This is a genomic window from Micromonospora sp. NPDC050495 (genome assembly GCF_040655175.1).
Classification (GTDB): Bacteria; Actinomycetota; Actinomycetes; order Mycobacteriales; family Micromonosporaceae; genus Micromonospora.
On the sequence record NZ_JBFAJK010000030.1, the window covers coordinates 18,594 to 33,178 of the forward strand.

Genomic DNA, 14,585 nt, shown 5'->3' on the forward strand with positions numbered 1-14,585 from the left:
GGGTGGCGGCGGCTGCCATCCCGGTGCCGATCGGATCACGCGCTGGTGCGCGGCTCCCGCCGGTCGCCGGCCGGCTGGCCGGGGGCCAGGGAGATCTTCGGCAGGATCACGCCGTTGACCGAGACCCGCAGCGTCGGCTTGGTGCCGCGCTTGAAGACCACCGTGCGGGTGTACCTGCCGTCGGCGTTGACCGGCGGCGGCTGCCGGTCGCGCACGTGCGCGAACACACCCTCCCCGCTGATCGCCCAGATGACCGTGTCGTCGAAGCCCGGGCCGAGCAGCTCCTGGAAGTCGTCCTGCGGAGTGATCGTCACCTTCACCGCGGTCAGCGACGGTTCGGCGATCTTCAGGGTCTCCCGCCGGATCGTGGTGGCCTTGCGGCTCACGCTGATCGCCGCCAGCGTGGACCGGTCCAGCCGGTGGCTGAACGGGTTGCCGTCGTCGTCCACGCCGTTGACGAAGAGCGTCCAGTTGTAGACGCCCTCGACGTGCACCTTGGCGAAGGTGTTGGTGTAGATGCCGTCGCCGTCGACGTCGTGAAGCAGGTCGGTGCCGTCGACGAAGAGGCCGCCGGGGTCCGGGTTACAGCGCGGCAGCCCGTCCCAGCCGTACTTCTCCAGGATCGCGTCGATCAGCGCGCCCCGGCCGCGCGGACGGTCCTTGCCGTCGCCCTTGCGGCGTTGCTGGCGGGCGACGTCGTCCGGGTCGAGGCCGGCCAGCAGCGAGCCGATCCCCTCGGCGGGCGCGTCGAGCACGGCCCGGACGGTGGCCCCGCGCACCGGCGCGAAGTCCTTGCGGATCTCCACCGCCAGCTGCATCTCGTCACCGGTCAGGTAGTCCTTGTGGTCCAGCGCCAGGGACGACTTCACGTGCAGGTCCTCGAAGGCGAAGACGTCCTCCAGGGCGATCGGCTTGACCGCCGCGCCGTGGAAGCGCCGCACCCGCCAGGTCGCGGTGCCGTCGTTGAATGCGCTCGCATCGGGTACGCCGAGGTAGAAGTGCCCCTCGAAGTCCGCCGGAACGATCTTCTCGACCACGAACGTGGTGCCGTCCCAGCGGGCGATCTCCACGGTGTCGATCACGTCGGCCGGGGTGGGCGGGTCGAGGGTCTTGAGGATCGCGACGCCGAACTTCTGCGCGTTGCTGGTGTCGAAGAAGACCTCGGTCAGCGGGGCCGGCGGCATCGGGTCGCCGACCACCCGGGTGAAGCGGGTCAGCAGCTTGTTGGCCTCCTGCGACAGGGCGAACATCGTGGCGAACTGGTCGATCAGCGTGCCGACGGTGAAGGCGGCCGCGAAGTGCCCGGCGGCGGCCAGGTTGTTCAGCACGGTGAAGTTCGGCGCCGAGCCCAGCCCGATGGTGAACAGGTTCAGGTCGGTGGTCGGGCCGGTGATCTGGTCGATGTCCGGGTCGAGCTTGGCCTGCGCCCAGGTCTTCGGGTTGCCCGGGTCCGCGCCGGGTCCGATCTTGATGGTGCCGGCGTTCTCGTCGCCGTCGGTGAGCAGCACCACCGTGTAGCGGACGTCGGTCGGGAAGCCCGCCGCCTCCAGCTTCTTGAGCCCGAAGAAGAGGCCGTCGCCGATCGGGGTGCAGCCGCCGGGGGAGCCGAAGACCGGCCCGCTGAGGTCGGCGGCCGCCACCGCGGCCGGGGTGCCCAACGGCACCACGTCGGTGATGAACGGCGGCCCGGCCGGCCCCGAGTTGCGGAACGAGCAGTTGTTGTCCTCGAAGACGGTCACCCCGATCCGGTCGTCGGCGTCGACCCCGTCGCGGAACTCGCCGAAGAAGTTGACGAAGATCCGGGCGGCGGTCTTCGCGTTGTCCCAGCGGTGCTCGGCGCCCATGCTGCCGGAGCGGTCGAGGATCAGCTGGACCCGCTGTGGTCGGGGCGTGATCGATGTGGTGCCGGTGCCGGTGCCGGTGCCGTGGCCGGTGAGGAAAGCCGGGCCGCCGATGCCCGGGTAGACCACGTCGACGGTGAACGTCACCGGGGTCGGCGCGTACACGCCGGGCAGCGGCACCGGGTTGAGGAAGGCATCGGTGAGCTGGTACGTCTGGCTGGTGCCGACCGGCGACGGCAGCCCTTGGATCGCGATCGTGCCCTGGTGACCGAACTGGTACGTCGGCACCGGGGCCGGCAGCACCAGACCGTTGGCCGGATTGGTGTTGCGGACCACCGTCGGGGTCAGCGCGGGACCGGCCGCCCCCTGGGCGGTCACCGTCAGCAGCTGCTTCTCCAGCAGCTTCGGCGGCAGGCCGTTGTAGGCGGCCACCGGGTCGCAGACCAGCCGGATGACGTTGGAGTTGAACGCGTTGTCGACCGCGTACCCCCAGGTGACGGCGGCGGTCGCGGCGGCCCGTACCTCGTAGTGCTCGTCCAGGACGCCGGACTCCGACGGGTCCTGGATGTTGCAGGTGAGCTGCGTGACGCCGCCGCCGCTGCTGCGGGTGGCGCTGACGTCGCGCCCGGCGATGCTCGCGCTGTCCACGGTGCCGGCGGTGGCCAGCGCGTCCAGGTCCACCGAGCCGCCGGGCGCGGTGACCCGGACCAGGGTGACGGCCAGCCCGGCCGGGGCCGGGTCCGGGTAGGACACCGTGAACGTGCGCGGGACGTTGTTGAAGTCGAGCTGGGAGTTGGTCACGAACGCCCTGGAGTTCGAGACGGTGTAGCTCGACGCGGCAGGGGTGTTCGGTGAGATGGCGGGCATGCTGCCTCTTTTCCGGTGCGTCAGATGGCGGTGACGATTCGCTTGGCGTAGAGGTCGAAGTTGCCGGCGCCGGGCCGGTCGCTGCGCCACAGCACCCAGATCCCCTGACCGGGCACGAGGACCGGGTGCGGGTTCTGGTCGTTGGACGGGCTGGAGATCACCTGCTGCGCCGAGCCCCACACCCCGGTGGCGGGATCCCGGCGGCGCAGGAACACCTCGTTGCCGGCGCCGGTGACCGGCCTGGTGGCCAGCAGGAAGCAGGTGCCGTTGGCGTCCCGGGCGGCGGCCGGCTGGATGTCGGCGTCGCTGCCCGGCACGGTCACGATCGCCCCGGTCTGCCAGCTGCCGCTCTGCGCGTTGACCACCTTGACCTGGGTGTCCTTGTAGAACGCCATCGCCTCGGTCGCGCTGACGCCGACCACGAACGGGTCGGTCCCGGCCAGCGGCGCCGGGATGAGGTGGTCCACCGCCGACGCGGCCGGCGCGGTGGGGGTGAGCCGGCCCAGCGTCATCGTGTTGCCGGCGGTGGTGACGTAGGCGAACCAGACGACGCCTCCGGCGGCGGTGGCGTGCAGGCCCCCGGCGACGCCGGCGGCGGCCGGCGCGGGCAGCGCCACCGGGGTGGCGTCGAGGAAGGTGCTGTCGGTGTGCCGGTAGCGGCGGAAGAACCAGGTGTTGGTGGCCGCCTGCCGGACGAAGAAGGTGACGATGTCGGCGGCCAGCACCCCGAACGGGGTCTCGTCGGCGGTGCCGGCGGTGGCCGAGAGCGCCTGCTCGGGGGCGGCGGGCAGCCCGGCGAGGGTGGCCCGCTTGAACACCACGTCGGTGCTGGCGCTGCTGAGCAGCCCGTTCTGGTACGCCACCAGGAACTCGCCGTTGGGCAGCGGCACCGCGGTCGGCTCGACGTGGGTGGTGCCGCTGGTGACCGCGACGGCCGGGGCGAAACCCGCGTCCGGGGCGGCCAGGTCGATCCGGGTGGCGAAGATCTGGTTCACGCTGCCGACGCGGGGCGAGATCCAGAACGCGGCCAGCCCGTTCTGCGAGTCCAGCACGAAGGCCCGCCGGATGGTGTCCGAGCCGGGACCGGGCGACACCGACAGGTCGGTGGTGGTGGGCAGCTGCCCGGCCAGCAGCGCGTTGATCGCCTCCCGCAGGCTGATCGGCGGGCGGCCCTGCCCGGCCCGGTAGTCGTACGGGTCGACGCCGAGCAGGTCGGTGACCAGGTTCGCCGGGGGCAGCAGCAGCCGCCGCTGCCGGCGGTCGATGATCTGCCCGTCGGCCACCACGCCCTGCCCGGTGAAGCGTTGCAGCAACGCCAGGGTGGCGTACGAGTGCCCGGGCAGGTGCGGGCCGGGGGTCGTCTCTGGGTACGCCCGGACCACCCACTCGCGGCGGGTCCGCGCGCACGTCTCCACCCCGAGCCCGGTGTGGATCAGCCCCGGGTCCTCGTCGGGGGTGAGCAGCCGCTCCCAGACGTCCAGCTCCACCAGCACCCGGTGGTCGGTGGCCGGGGTGTCCAGCTTCGCGATCACCGGTACCGCCAGCCGGGCGGCCAGCGCCGCCGCGCCCGGCTGGCTCTCGTGCAGCGGCTGCTGGTCGAACTTCACGTCCGAGCGCAGGAACACGTCCAGGCCGTCCACGATGAACCGGCCGACCTGCCGCAGCGCGGCCTCGGCGTTGGGCAGGCTGCCGCCGGGGCCCTGTGCGCCGGCCCGGATGGTGAAGCTGTTCGCGGGCCCGGTGCCGATCCGGAACCCGTCGTTGCCCTCCGGCAGGCCGTCGCCCACGTACCACTTGAGGAAGGCGCGCAGCTCGAACTTGCGGATGTCGTCCTGGGTGTTCCAGTCGGCGTCCACGATGGGGACACCCTGCTGGAGCCGGACGTTGACGTGTGCGAGCAGCGGATCGAAGGTGCTCGCGGTGATGACGGCCATCTGGTCGCCTCCTTCGCGGATCGTCAGAACACCAGCCAGATGGTCCGCTCGAGCGTGCTCGCGGGGTCTTTGGCGATGGCGGGATGGGTGCGGTAGTTCAGCAGTACCTGGGTGCCGTCGAGGCGGGCGACCAGCCCGAACTCGCGCAGCGTGCTGGTGGCGTGGTTGCCGTCCGGCCAGGCCGGCACGGCGGGCCCGAGCAGCGCCTTGAGCTGGAGGGTGCCGGTGGGGGTGGCCGAGATGGTGCCGGTGGCGGGGTCGATGTAGTCCAGTTGCAGTTGCGCCCGGGGCACCAGGTGCGGGTGCGGGTCGACCAGCGCGGCCTGGGTGGGGGAGGGCTGCGGCGGGCCGCTCGCGTCCCAGGCGGGCAGCCCGGCGCCGACGGTGAGGCCGAGCACCGACTCCGCCGTGGTGGGGGTGCCCCGGACGAACCCGGCGAGCAGCCGCCGGAAGTCCGTCACGATCGTGTTGCGCACCCAGCCGCGGTCCCACCGTGGTTCGCCGTCGGCGTCGTGCAGGACGTCCCGGAACTGGCCGTACAGGCCCGCCGCGGGGCGTTCGATGCGGTCGTCGGAAGTCATCTCAGGTCCCCTGTCACTGCAGCGGTGGGTGGTGGGTGCGCCAGCGCAGGCTGGTCAGGTCGGTCGGGTCGACGGTGATCCCCCGGGCCTCCGGATCGGCCGGCGGGGGAGTGGACAGCTGGGCGCTGCCGAGCACGCCCCAGCCGGGCAGCAGCACCGAGACCGGCCCCTCGCCGACGTTCAGGTGGTCGATGTCGGGATGCTTGTCCAGGTACGTGTCGAGCAGGTCCGCCCCGGCTGGGTAGACGTACTCCACGTCGGCGCGGGGGGCCAGCCAGACCACGGCCCGCAGGTTGATCGGCAGGAAGCGGCGCAGCACCGCGCGCAGCCGTTCGGCCATGCTCTCGTCGAGCAGCCCGGAGACGGCCTGGGTGAGGTAGAGGCCGAGGGTGCCCCGGGTGTAGATCTCGTCCTCGCGCAGCGGCTGCGCCGTGCTCGCCCCGTCCGGCCGGTGCGGGGTGTACGCGACCAGGTCGTCCCAGGCGCGCCGGCGGCGCAGCCGGTCGACGTCGCCGAGCACCACGGTCGTCGAGCCCGCGTACCGGTGCAGGGTGCCGGTGCGCTGCCCGCCCGCGCCGCCCACCGTGTCGTGCCCGACGGAGCGGTCGGTGCGGTGCAGCAGCCAGCGGGTGCCGCCGACGTCGACCGGGGCCGGCCAGGTGTCCGCGGGCGCCCCGGCGGTGATCCGGGCTGCGCTGCCGCCCACCGGCACCGACCAGAGGTCGGCGCCGCCGCCCCGGTCGGAGCGGAAGAACACCAGCGGCGGCAGGCCCGGGCGTACGGCGAGCCCCGGCTCCCGGTCACCGGCGGTGTCCGGGGCGGGCGGCGCGGTCAGCGCGGTCTCGGCGCCCCACACCCCGGCGGCCGGGCGGCTGCGCTGCCGCAGCGACCAGCCGGCGGCCCCGACCGCGCCCTGCCGGGCCCAGGCCGCCCAGACCCGGCCGTCCGGATCCCGCCCGAGGGTCGGTTCCCGGCTGGCCAGCGGCCCGATGGTGAGCGCCTCGTCGCCACTCCAGGCGGTGCCGTCGAAGCGGACCGTGCGGACCTGCCAGGCGGTGCCGTCGTGCCGGGCGTACGCCAGGCGCACCGTGCCGGGGGTGTCGTCGGGGCAGGCGGCCAGGTCGGCGAGGCGCCCGGCCGGCACGAGCGGCAGCGGCTGCGGCTCGCGCCAGTCGATCCGGTCACCCCAGTCACCAGTGGCGCGGCAGTTGTCCGGGCCGAAGCCGAGCGCGGCGGCGGCCGTGGAGTTGGCCAGGTCCACCTCGAGGCGGGCGTCCCCGCCGGTGAGCGCCGAGGTCAGTCGCAGCGCGCCGCCGGGCGCCGCCGACGCGGTCAGCAGCCCGGCGAGCTGGCTGTTGAGCACGGCGACCACGTCCCCGATCCCGGGGGCGGCCGGGTCGGCGAAGTCGGTGGCGGCGAACTGGGCGGCCCGGGCCCGGCCGGCGCCGTCGCGGACCAGCAGGAACGAGCCGTGCGGGATCGGGAACGGGGTGCCGGCCCGGCCGGTCAGCACCGCGGGGGCCGGGTCGGTGGTGGTGCCGACGCTGAACAAGATCCGGGCGTCCGGCGTACCGGGCCGGTCCACCCAGGCCAGCAGGATCCGCTCCGGCAGCCCGGGCCCGGCCGGCGGCAGCGCGGCGGCGGCCGGCTCGCCCCCGGCGAACAGCGGCGTCGAGCTGCCCCACTGCCCGTCCCGGTACGGCTTGACCTGGAGCTGGCCGACGGGCTCCGCCGGCACGAACGGCGTGGGGTCCGGCCCGTCGACGGGGTGCCCCGGTTCCCCGGCGACCGGCGGCCGGGGGAACGCGTCACCGGCCACGGCGCGGCGGGCGGCCCGGTTGTCGACCGGGCCGAGCGGATCGGCGACGGCGTGGAACAGCCGGAACGCCGAATTGCCGGCCGGCACCACCGACAGCCGCCCGCGGGGCGCGCCGTCCAGGGTGACCAGGCTCGACTCGGGGGCCTCGATCCGCAGCGTGCCGCCGTGCGCGTCCAGCCGCAGCCGCCCGCCGGGCAGGGCGGTGGCGGTCAGGTGGACGAACTGCCGGTTCAGCGCGGCGGCGACCTCGGCGGTGGTGGCCCCGGCGAGGTTCACCGCGTCGCCCCGGGCGAACCGCGCGGTGACCGGTCCCGCCCCGTCGGTGCTGACCGTCAGTTCCATGCCGGCACGCAGCGGGAACGGTCCGCTGGTCGTGCCGGTCACCGTGGCCGACCCGGCACCGGTGTTCGGCGGCGCGAAGCCCAGCAGGTCGGCGGCGTCGCCGGCGGCGACCCAGCCGGCGCCGGTCTCCCGTAGCGCGAAGACGTTCTGCTGCGGGGCGTGGTGGGCGCGGGTGAGGTGCTGCGCGTACTCGGCGACCTGGATCTGCCAGCCGGTGTACCGGGTGACGATGGAACGCAGGTTCGGCACGGTGCCGACGCTGCGGTAGAGGTGCGGGGCGGCGCGCACCTCGTTGCGTTGGGAGTAGACCGGGAGGGTCCGGTCGGTGCGCCAGTCCAGGAACGCCGCCAGCAGGGGCAGGTACTCCGGGGCGACCCGGTCGACGTCGTGCAGTTGGCGCAGCGCCTCGGCGGTGCTGCGCATCAGGCCCAGCGGCGCGGTCGCCGCGGTGAGGAAGCGGCGCAGCTGTCCGGCCCCGCGCAGCTGCGGCGGCAGCACCCGCAGCGCCTCCTGCACGCCCGGGTCGAGGGCGTGCACCTCGTCCGGCCGCAACGGGTGGTCCTCCCGCTGGTGCACCGCCGGCAGCAGCCGGTAGAGCCGCTCGCCCAGGCCGTGCTCGTCGGTGGCCAGGGCGCTGGCCTGGGCGCCGTCCCCGGTGTGGAAGTCGGTGCCGTCGTAGCTGAAGACCGTGTAGTAGTAGCGGGTCAGCGGGATCAGGCCGGCGTCGACGAGCCGGTCGACCACCGGCGCCGTCTCGTCGTGCACCACCACGCCGTCGTCCGGGTCGAGCGGGAACGTCCGCTCGCGGCGGACCACCCGTACGCCGAGCAGGAAGCCGCCGCCGAACGCCGACACCGGCGGGTTGGTCCAGGTCAGCTCGATCTCCCGGCCGAGCAACCGGGGCACCGCCCGGACCCGGGTGGGGCTACGGTCGAGAGTCGTCGGGCTCATCGGGCCACGCCACCGGTGATCACGAGCCGGATCGTCTCGGCGTAGCCGGCCCGGGCCAGCTCGAACGGCTCCAGCTCGATCACCCCGTCGGCGTCCACCCCGCCGTCGGGGGAGCGGCTGAACCGGGTGACCGTCAGCGACGCCACCTGGGGCAGGCTCTGCAGGGCGTCGTAGAGGCGGCTCAGGTAGACCGGCTCGCCGAAGTCGACCCGGTCGAACGCGATCAGGTCCGCCGCCGCGCCGGTCACCGCCGCCCGCACGTCCTCCTGGAGGAAGTACGGCTCGGCGCGGACGGTGGCCGCGAAGTAGACGTCGACCGGCTCGGGGCCGAGCACCCGCAGGACCGTGCCGGCCATCCGGGACTGCTCGAAGGCGGCCAGCAGGTCGCGGCGCAGCAGCTCCGAGGGTTGCTCGACCCGGCCGCTGGGCGCCACGTACAGCAGCACGTCGTTCCAGTTCAGCGCGACCGCCCGGGCCTTGCCCACGCCCGGCGTACGCAGCGCCAGCTCGACGTGGTCGTCGGCGGTGACCGCCCGGTCCTGGGCCCGGTACAACCGGGGCGCCAGGTCCCGGGCGCCGGTGATGCTCTCCGCGGCGGCGCCGCCGGTGCCGCCGGCCGGCGCGACGATCCGGCGCAGCGCGCTCACCGGGGAGGTGAACGTGGTGCCCGGGGGCACGTTGCCCTGCGGTCCGCCCCCGACCCGGTACGTCGCGAGCAGCTCCACCGGGTCCAGCGCGCTGCCCCGGGGCGGGACCGCGCCGTTGACGCCGTCGCCGAAGAGCAGCGTCACCCGGCCGTCGGCGGCCCGCTGGGTGGCGAAGCACCGCTGGGCGGGACCGGCGGTGGCCAGGGACCGCACCTCCTGCCACCGGGTGGGGCCGCCGGGGCCGGCCACGGTGACGGTGACCGAGCCGCCGATGACCGGGCCCTCGCCGAGGGGGTAGAGCTGGTTGGGGGCGCCGTCGGAGACGCCCAGCAGCTCGTCGGTGACCGTGCGCCCCTCGACCGCGGTGACCGGCAGGAACCAGCGCAGGTTCTCCGCCACCACCGGGCCGAGACCGGCGCCGGTGATGCTGGTGTCCCGGACCGCCTCGAACTGCTGCCGCTCGCCGGTCGGGCCCTGCGCGAGGAAGGCGGTGCCGGCCGGGACGGTCACCGGCAGCGGCTGCGCGGCGTCCACCGCGACCGCGAGCTCGACCGTGGCCGGCGGGGCGGAGCGCAGCTCGTAGCCGAGCAGCCGCAGCAGCTGCACCAGCGCCTCCGGCTCGTCGCTGGTCTCCGGGAAGAGCTGCGCGGCGATCCGGGACTGGTAGTAGAGCGTGACGTCGGCCGCGTACGCGAACAACTCGATGAGCAGGACGCCGAGGTCGTTCTCCGAGTGGTCGGTCCACTCCGGCAACGTCTGCCGGGCGATGGCCAGCATCGACTCCCGCAGCGCCTCGTACCCGAGGTTGGTGTAGTCGATGGGCAGTCCGCGTACCTCGCTCATGACGACCTCGGCAGCTTCAGTGCCACCCGCTGCGCCACCTCGGTGGAGTCGATGGCGTAGTCGAAGGTGACGGTGAGTTCGGACTCGTCGTGCGTCAGTCGGACCGGGCCGGTCAGCCGCGCCTGGGGCAGGTGGTTGCGCAGCGCCTGCTCGATCTCGTGCCGGATCAGGGTGCGCAGGGTGTGGTCGTTGGGCTGCTGGAGCCGGTGCTGCACGCCGCCGCCGTAGCCGCGCCGCAGCAGCCGCTCGCCGAGCCGGGTGGAGAGCAGGTGGCGCAGGTCGTCGGCGACCTTCTGCGGCCCCTCGCTGCGCGCGACGCCGCCGGCGGAGATCCGGAACGGCATCGCCATGCCGCGCAGCGTGGTCACCGGATCCTCCCGCTCAGGCCGGTCGGCGCGGTCGGGGTGCTGGCGGGCACGCTCAGTGCGGCGATCGCGGCCTTGAGCGTGGCGCCGCTGGCCGGCAGGGTCGGATCCCAGGCCGCGAAGGCGGCACGCAGGCCCGCGTCGAAGGCGCGCAACTGCTCGACCTCGGTGCGCAGCGCGGCGAGGAAGGCCCAGAAGGTCGGGTCCTGGGCGGCGGCGCTGATCGTCTCGGCGTCCTGGGTGAGGATCCGCCACACCCCGTCGCCGAGGGCGTCGAAGTTCGGTTTCACCTGGGGGTTGTCGACGTTGCCGCCCTGCGGCGGGTCCATCGTGTCGAGCTGCGCGCGCATCGCCTCGCGCAGTTCGGTGGCGCAGGTGGTCTTGTCCGGTCCGAGAGTCATCGCCCACCCCTCACGCGATCACTTTGGTCTGGGTGGTGATGGTGATCGGGACGGGCGCGCCCAGGTTGCCGATGCCCTGGTCACCGAGGCGCAGCAGCGGCAGGCTGGCCCCGGCGCCGAGCATGATGATCGGCCCGTCGACGGTCGCGCCGGCCGGCCCCAGCTCCACCTTGGCCGCGCCGGCCTCGGCCTTGGCCGACGCCGCCTCCAGGGTCAGCTTCGCCACCCCGGCGCCGTGCTTCACCGTGACCGCGCTGGAACCCAGCTCGATCTCGTGGTGGTTGACGCCGTCGGTGACCTTGATCCCGTTGGCGTCCAGCGTGATCGAGTGGCTGTTCCTGCCGTCGGTGAGCACCACCCCGTCCGCGTCGAAGGTGAGCCGGTGGGCGTTGACGCCGTCGGTGAGTACGACCGACTCGCTGCCGTCGGTGTCGTCGAAGATCAGCAGATGACCGGCCGCGGTCTTGAACGCCCGTACGGTCGGCGGGTTCTTCGCCGCCTCCGGGGCCCAGCTGCCGGGGACGTGCTGCACCCCGGTCCAGAGCGGACTGTTGCTGTCGCCGCCCTCGAACTCGACCCAGATGTTGGTCTCCTTCTCCGGCACGAAGAACATCCCGTACGGCAGCGCGGCCCGCGCCGGCACCTGCTCCTCGGCGGGGAACACGGTGGGCACACTGACCTGCACGATGCCGAGCTTGTCGGCGTCCCGGTTGTCCTTGACGACGCCGCTGTACTTGCCGAAGTACTGGTCAGCCACGGTCCCCCCTCACCGGACGGCCTTGAAGTCGGTCTTGTAGCCGCTGCTGTCGATCGTGTGGGTGACCCCGGTGACGTACCAGTCGCCGGCGAACCGCTCGTGCACCCCGGTGATCGAGACGTTGCACTTGGCCCGCATCCAGATCGAGCCGAGGGTGGTGCCGGTGGCGGACATGCCCAGGCGTCGGGACTCCAGCGCGCCGGTCTCGTCGTCGAGCTTCTGCTGGTTGGCCGCGACCGCCCCGGTCGTCGGGCGGGGCTTCGCCAGCTCCTGCTGGAGCTTCTTCCGGGCCTGCACGCCGACCTCGTACAACGCGTCGATCCGGTCGAGGTCGACCCGGCTGGCCCGGCTGCCCAGGTCGGCGGCGAGCGGCCAGATGAACACCTCCACCGGCGGCTGCGGCGGGGTGTTGACCGCCCGGCCGCCGTCGTCGATGTCGTTGACTTCCTTGACCCGGTCGATGTAGCTGGCGTCGAAGGCCGGGCTGAAGGACATCAGGTTGCTGCCCGGCCCTTGCCGGTAGCGCAGCACCAGCTTGTCGGCCCGGTTCAGGTGCAGGATCCGCCGGTCCGGGATGAAGTAGAGGACCTCCCGCTCGTTCTCGTCGAGTTCGACGAAGCACTTGGCGGTGTACTTCTTCGCCAGGTCCTGCAGGAACGCCAGGTCGGTCTTGGCGTCCTGGTTCTCCCGGGTGACCCGGGGGTCGGGGCTCAGCGCGGCCACCACGTCGGCGAACCGGTACGGCTGGGCGATCTTGCGGACGATGGCGTTGACCGTGGTGCTGGTCCAGTTCTTCTTCTTCTCGACCAGGCCCATCTCGATGGACTTGTCCTCGCCCTTGATCTTCACCTGGGGCACGCCGTTCTCCGGGTAGGTCAACTCGACCTTGGTGATCAGTGCGCGCAGCAGCAGGGCGTGTTGGCCCGGCTCGGCGTACCCGAGGTCGATCTCGGCCACGCAGCCCTCCATCAGCGCGTCCGCGTAGATCATCCGGGGGTCGTTGATCGTGATCGTGGTGCTGTCGGCGAGCCGGTCGTCCTCGATGACCTGCACCGAGGTCACCCACGGCGTGATGTCCTGCCCCTCGATCACCACCGAGAGGTACGGCACCCGGGCCGGCAGTCCTGGCGCGGTCACTAGAAGCTCCTCGCCCGGCTGGCCCGGGTGGCCTGGCCCGGGTCGGGCAGCCGCAGCTGCTCGCCCGGCGTCAGGTCCAGCGGGTAGCGCACCGGGTTGACGTCGAGCACCCGCCACCAGAGCTGCTCGTCGCCGAGGCGCCGGCGGGCGATCAGGTCGATCTGCTCACCCTGGCGGACCCGGTGCGTCTCGGTGCCGGCCGTGCCGGTGGTGTGCAGCCGCAGGCCCAGCACGTGCCGGCGGCTGCCGTCGGGCGCGACGACCTCCAGCACCGGCAGGCCGGCGAAGCGGGAACTCGGCGGGATCGGCATCAGATCGCTCCTCCGGCGGCGGGGTCGGGGTTGTACGGCGTCAACTCGGCCAGGGTCACCTGCACCTCGGCCCGGATCGGGTCGAGGTCGGGGTTGTAGAGCTGTTCGGTGATGCTGACCTCGGTGACCACGCAGTCGACGACCCGCTCGCCGAAGCCGAAGCGGCAGGTGGGCGGGGCCGCGAAGACGGTCTCCGCGCCGGCGTACAGGCCGGTGAAGCCGTCCGGGGTGCCGTTGGCGTCCTGCCACCGTTCGGTGCGGGGGTGCACGAACGCGCGGTATTTGTTGAGTTCCGGGCCGATCCCGCCGCGCTCGTCGCGGGCCACGTCGATTTCGTCGTCCGCGGGCCCCTTGAACAGGCCGTCGACCACCACCGTGAACGACAGGGTCCGCTCACCGCCGGCGCTGTACTGCCGGACCGGCATGAGCATGCCGGGCGCGTTGAGGGTGGCGTAGCTGACCGACCGCTTGTCGGTGACCTTGTCCGGGTTGTACTGGAACTGGACCAGGATCTCCGGGTCGAGGCCGACGCTGACGAGGAAGCCGCGGACCGGGTTGCGCAGGTGCAGGTTGCTCATCTGTCCCTCCTCACGCCGTCGCCGGACGCGCGCCGGCCTGGAAGTCCTGGGTGGACCGCAGCGCGCCGAGGCGGGCCTGGAGCTGGGCCACGATGTCGTCGGTGAGCAGCTGCGCGGAGTCGGCCTCCAGCCGGTCGGCGGTGATGCTGATGTTGATGCCGCCCGCGTTGACGGTCTGGTCGACGCTGGTGGCACCCCCGACGGGAGCCGCGGCGAGCGCACCACCGGGGGCGAGCGCGCCCAGCCCGACGCCGGCCCCGGCGGCGGCCGCCGCCGGTGGTGGCGGTGGTGGCGCGGCGGCCAGGGTGGCCTGGTTCACCATGGCGTTCAGGTCGATGGAGCCGAAGAGCGAGTCGCCGATGCCGCCGATCGCGTCGCCGATTCCGCCGAAGAAGTCGCCGACGCCACCGGCCACGTCACCGAGCACGCCGCCGATGTCGCCGAGCACGTCCCAGAGGCCGCCGGCGATGTCGGTGACGGTGGTCAGGACGCTGCCGAGGCTGTCGAAGAGTTTGCTCAGCGTCGCGAGCGGGCCGGCGGCGTAGACCAGGGCGGCGGCGACCGCCCAGACGAAGCCGGCGATCAGGACCAGCCCGATCGCCATGGTGACCATGTCACCGGCGGTCATGTTCGCCAGCGTCGAGGCCAGCGCGGTGAGCTTCTCGATCAGGGTCGCCAGCCCCGGCAGCGCGTCGACCGCCTGCTGGGTGAGCGTGTTGATCGCCATCGACAGCAGCCACACGAAGCCGGCGATCATGACGAACCCGATCGCGATCTGGATCATCTCGCCGGGGGAGAACTTCGCGATGGCCGTCATCAGCGCGGTGATCGCGGTGAAGAACTTCGCCAGCGGGTCGATCGCGGTGATCGCCTGGTCGGTGAGGGTGGCCAGCGCCTTGCCGAGCAACCAGACGAAGCCGGCGATCAGCAGGAAGCCCACCGCGATGGTGACCATCTCGCCCGGCTTGAACCGGGCCAGCGCGGTCATCAGGTTGCCGATCGAGGTGAAGAACCGGTCCAGCTGCGGGACGATCTTCTCCAGGTCGGAGGTGACCTGCTGGAACGCCCGGCCGAGCAGCCAGACGAAACCCGCGATGGCGAGGAACCCGACGGCGATGGTGGCCAGTTCGCCGACCTTGAACGTCGACAGGGTGGTCATGAGTTTGGCGATGGAGTCGAAGAAGGTGTTGAGGTGCGGGATCACCTTCTCC

General features: G+C 72.9%; 12 protein-coding genes. All 12 read right to left on the reverse strand.

Translation table 11 applies throughout. From position 1 onward, the window contains the following. Window positions 1–35 precede the first annotated feature (35 nt). Window positions 36–2,708 carry a vWA domain-containing protein gene (locus AB0I11_RS24295; protein WP_357324739.1) on the reverse strand — a complete coding sequence of 891 codons (2,673 nt, stop codon included), beginning with the start codon at window positions 2,706–2,708 and terminating at the stop codon, window positions 36–38. Between the two features lie 20 nt (window positions 2,709–2,728). Next, a complete protein-coding gene (locus AB0I11_RS24300; protein ID WP_357324742.1) occupies window positions 2,729–4,642 on the reverse strand; it encodes a DUF6519 domain-containing protein in 1,914 nt (637 codons plus the stop codon). A gap of 23 nt (window positions 4,643–4,665) precedes the next feature. Then, the gene (locus AB0I11_RS24305; protein ID WP_357324745.1) at window positions 4,666–5,223 is read right to left on the reverse strand and encodes a hypothetical protein; all 558 of its coding nucleotides are present in this window, start codon (window positions 5,221–5,223) and stop codon (window positions 4,666–4,668) included. Between the two features lie 13 nt (window positions 5,224–5,236). Then, window positions 5,237–8,335, reverse strand: a complete 3,099-nt coding sequence (locus tag AB0I11_RS24310) for a phage tail protein (protein WP_357324748.1) — start codon at window positions 8,333–8,335, stop codon at window positions 5,237–5,239. Further along, a complete protein-coding gene (locus AB0I11_RS24315; protein WP_357324751.1) occupies window positions 8,332–9,825 on the reverse strand; it encodes a baseplate J/gp47 family protein in 1,494 nt (497 codons plus the stop codon). The genes AB0I11_RS24310 and AB0I11_RS24315 overlap by 4 nt, the downstream gene beginning before the upstream one ends. Beyond that, complete coding sequence (locus tag AB0I11_RS24320) at window positions 9,822–10,193, reverse strand: GPW/gp25 family protein (RefSeq protein ID WP_357324754.1); 372 nt, start codon at window positions 10,191–10,193, stop codon at window positions 9,822–9,824. The genes AB0I11_RS24315 and AB0I11_RS24320 overlap by 4 nt, the downstream gene beginning before the upstream one ends. Then, complete coding sequence (locus AB0I11_RS24325) at window positions 10,190–10,591, reverse strand: hypothetical protein (protein WP_357324757.1); 402 nt, start codon at window positions 10,589–10,591, stop codon at window positions 10,190–10,192. The genes AB0I11_RS24320 and AB0I11_RS24325 overlap by 4 nt, the downstream gene beginning before the upstream one ends. A gap of 10 nt (window positions 10,592–10,601) precedes the next feature. After that, the gene (locus AB0I11_RS24330) at window positions 10,602–11,348 is read right to left on the reverse strand and encodes a phage baseplate assembly protein V (RefSeq protein WP_357324760.1); all 747 of its coding nucleotides are present in this window, start codon (window positions 11,346–11,348) and stop codon (window positions 10,602–10,604) included. Window positions 11,349–11,357: 9 nt separating this feature from the next. Beyond that, window positions 11,358–12,485 (reverse strand): hypothetical protein, encoded by a 1,128-nt coding sequence (locus AB0I11_RS24335; RefSeq protein ID WP_357324762.1) that lies wholly within the window; start codon window positions 12,483–12,485, stop codon window positions 11,358–11,360. Next, window positions 12,485–12,796 carry a hypothetical protein gene (locus AB0I11_RS24340; protein ID WP_046566678.1) on the reverse strand — a complete coding sequence of 104 codons (312 nt, stop codon included), beginning with the start codon at window positions 12,794–12,796 and terminating at the stop codon, window positions 12,485–12,487. The genes AB0I11_RS24335 and AB0I11_RS24340 overlap by 1 nt, the downstream gene beginning before the upstream one ends. Beyond that, window positions 12,796–13,374 carry a hypothetical protein gene (locus AB0I11_RS24345; RefSeq protein WP_357324767.1) on the reverse strand — a complete coding sequence of 193 codons (579 nt, stop codon included), beginning with the start codon at window positions 13,372–13,374 and terminating at the stop codon, window positions 12,796–12,798. Before AB0I11_RS24345 ends, AB0I11_RS24340 begins: the two co-directional genes overlap by 1 nt. A gap of 10 nt (window positions 13,375–13,384) precedes the next feature. Further along, window positions 13,385–14,585, reverse strand: a 1,201-nt coding sequence (locus AB0I11_RS24350) for a hypothetical protein (protein WP_357324770.1), incomplete at its 5' end; no start/stop codon positions are given.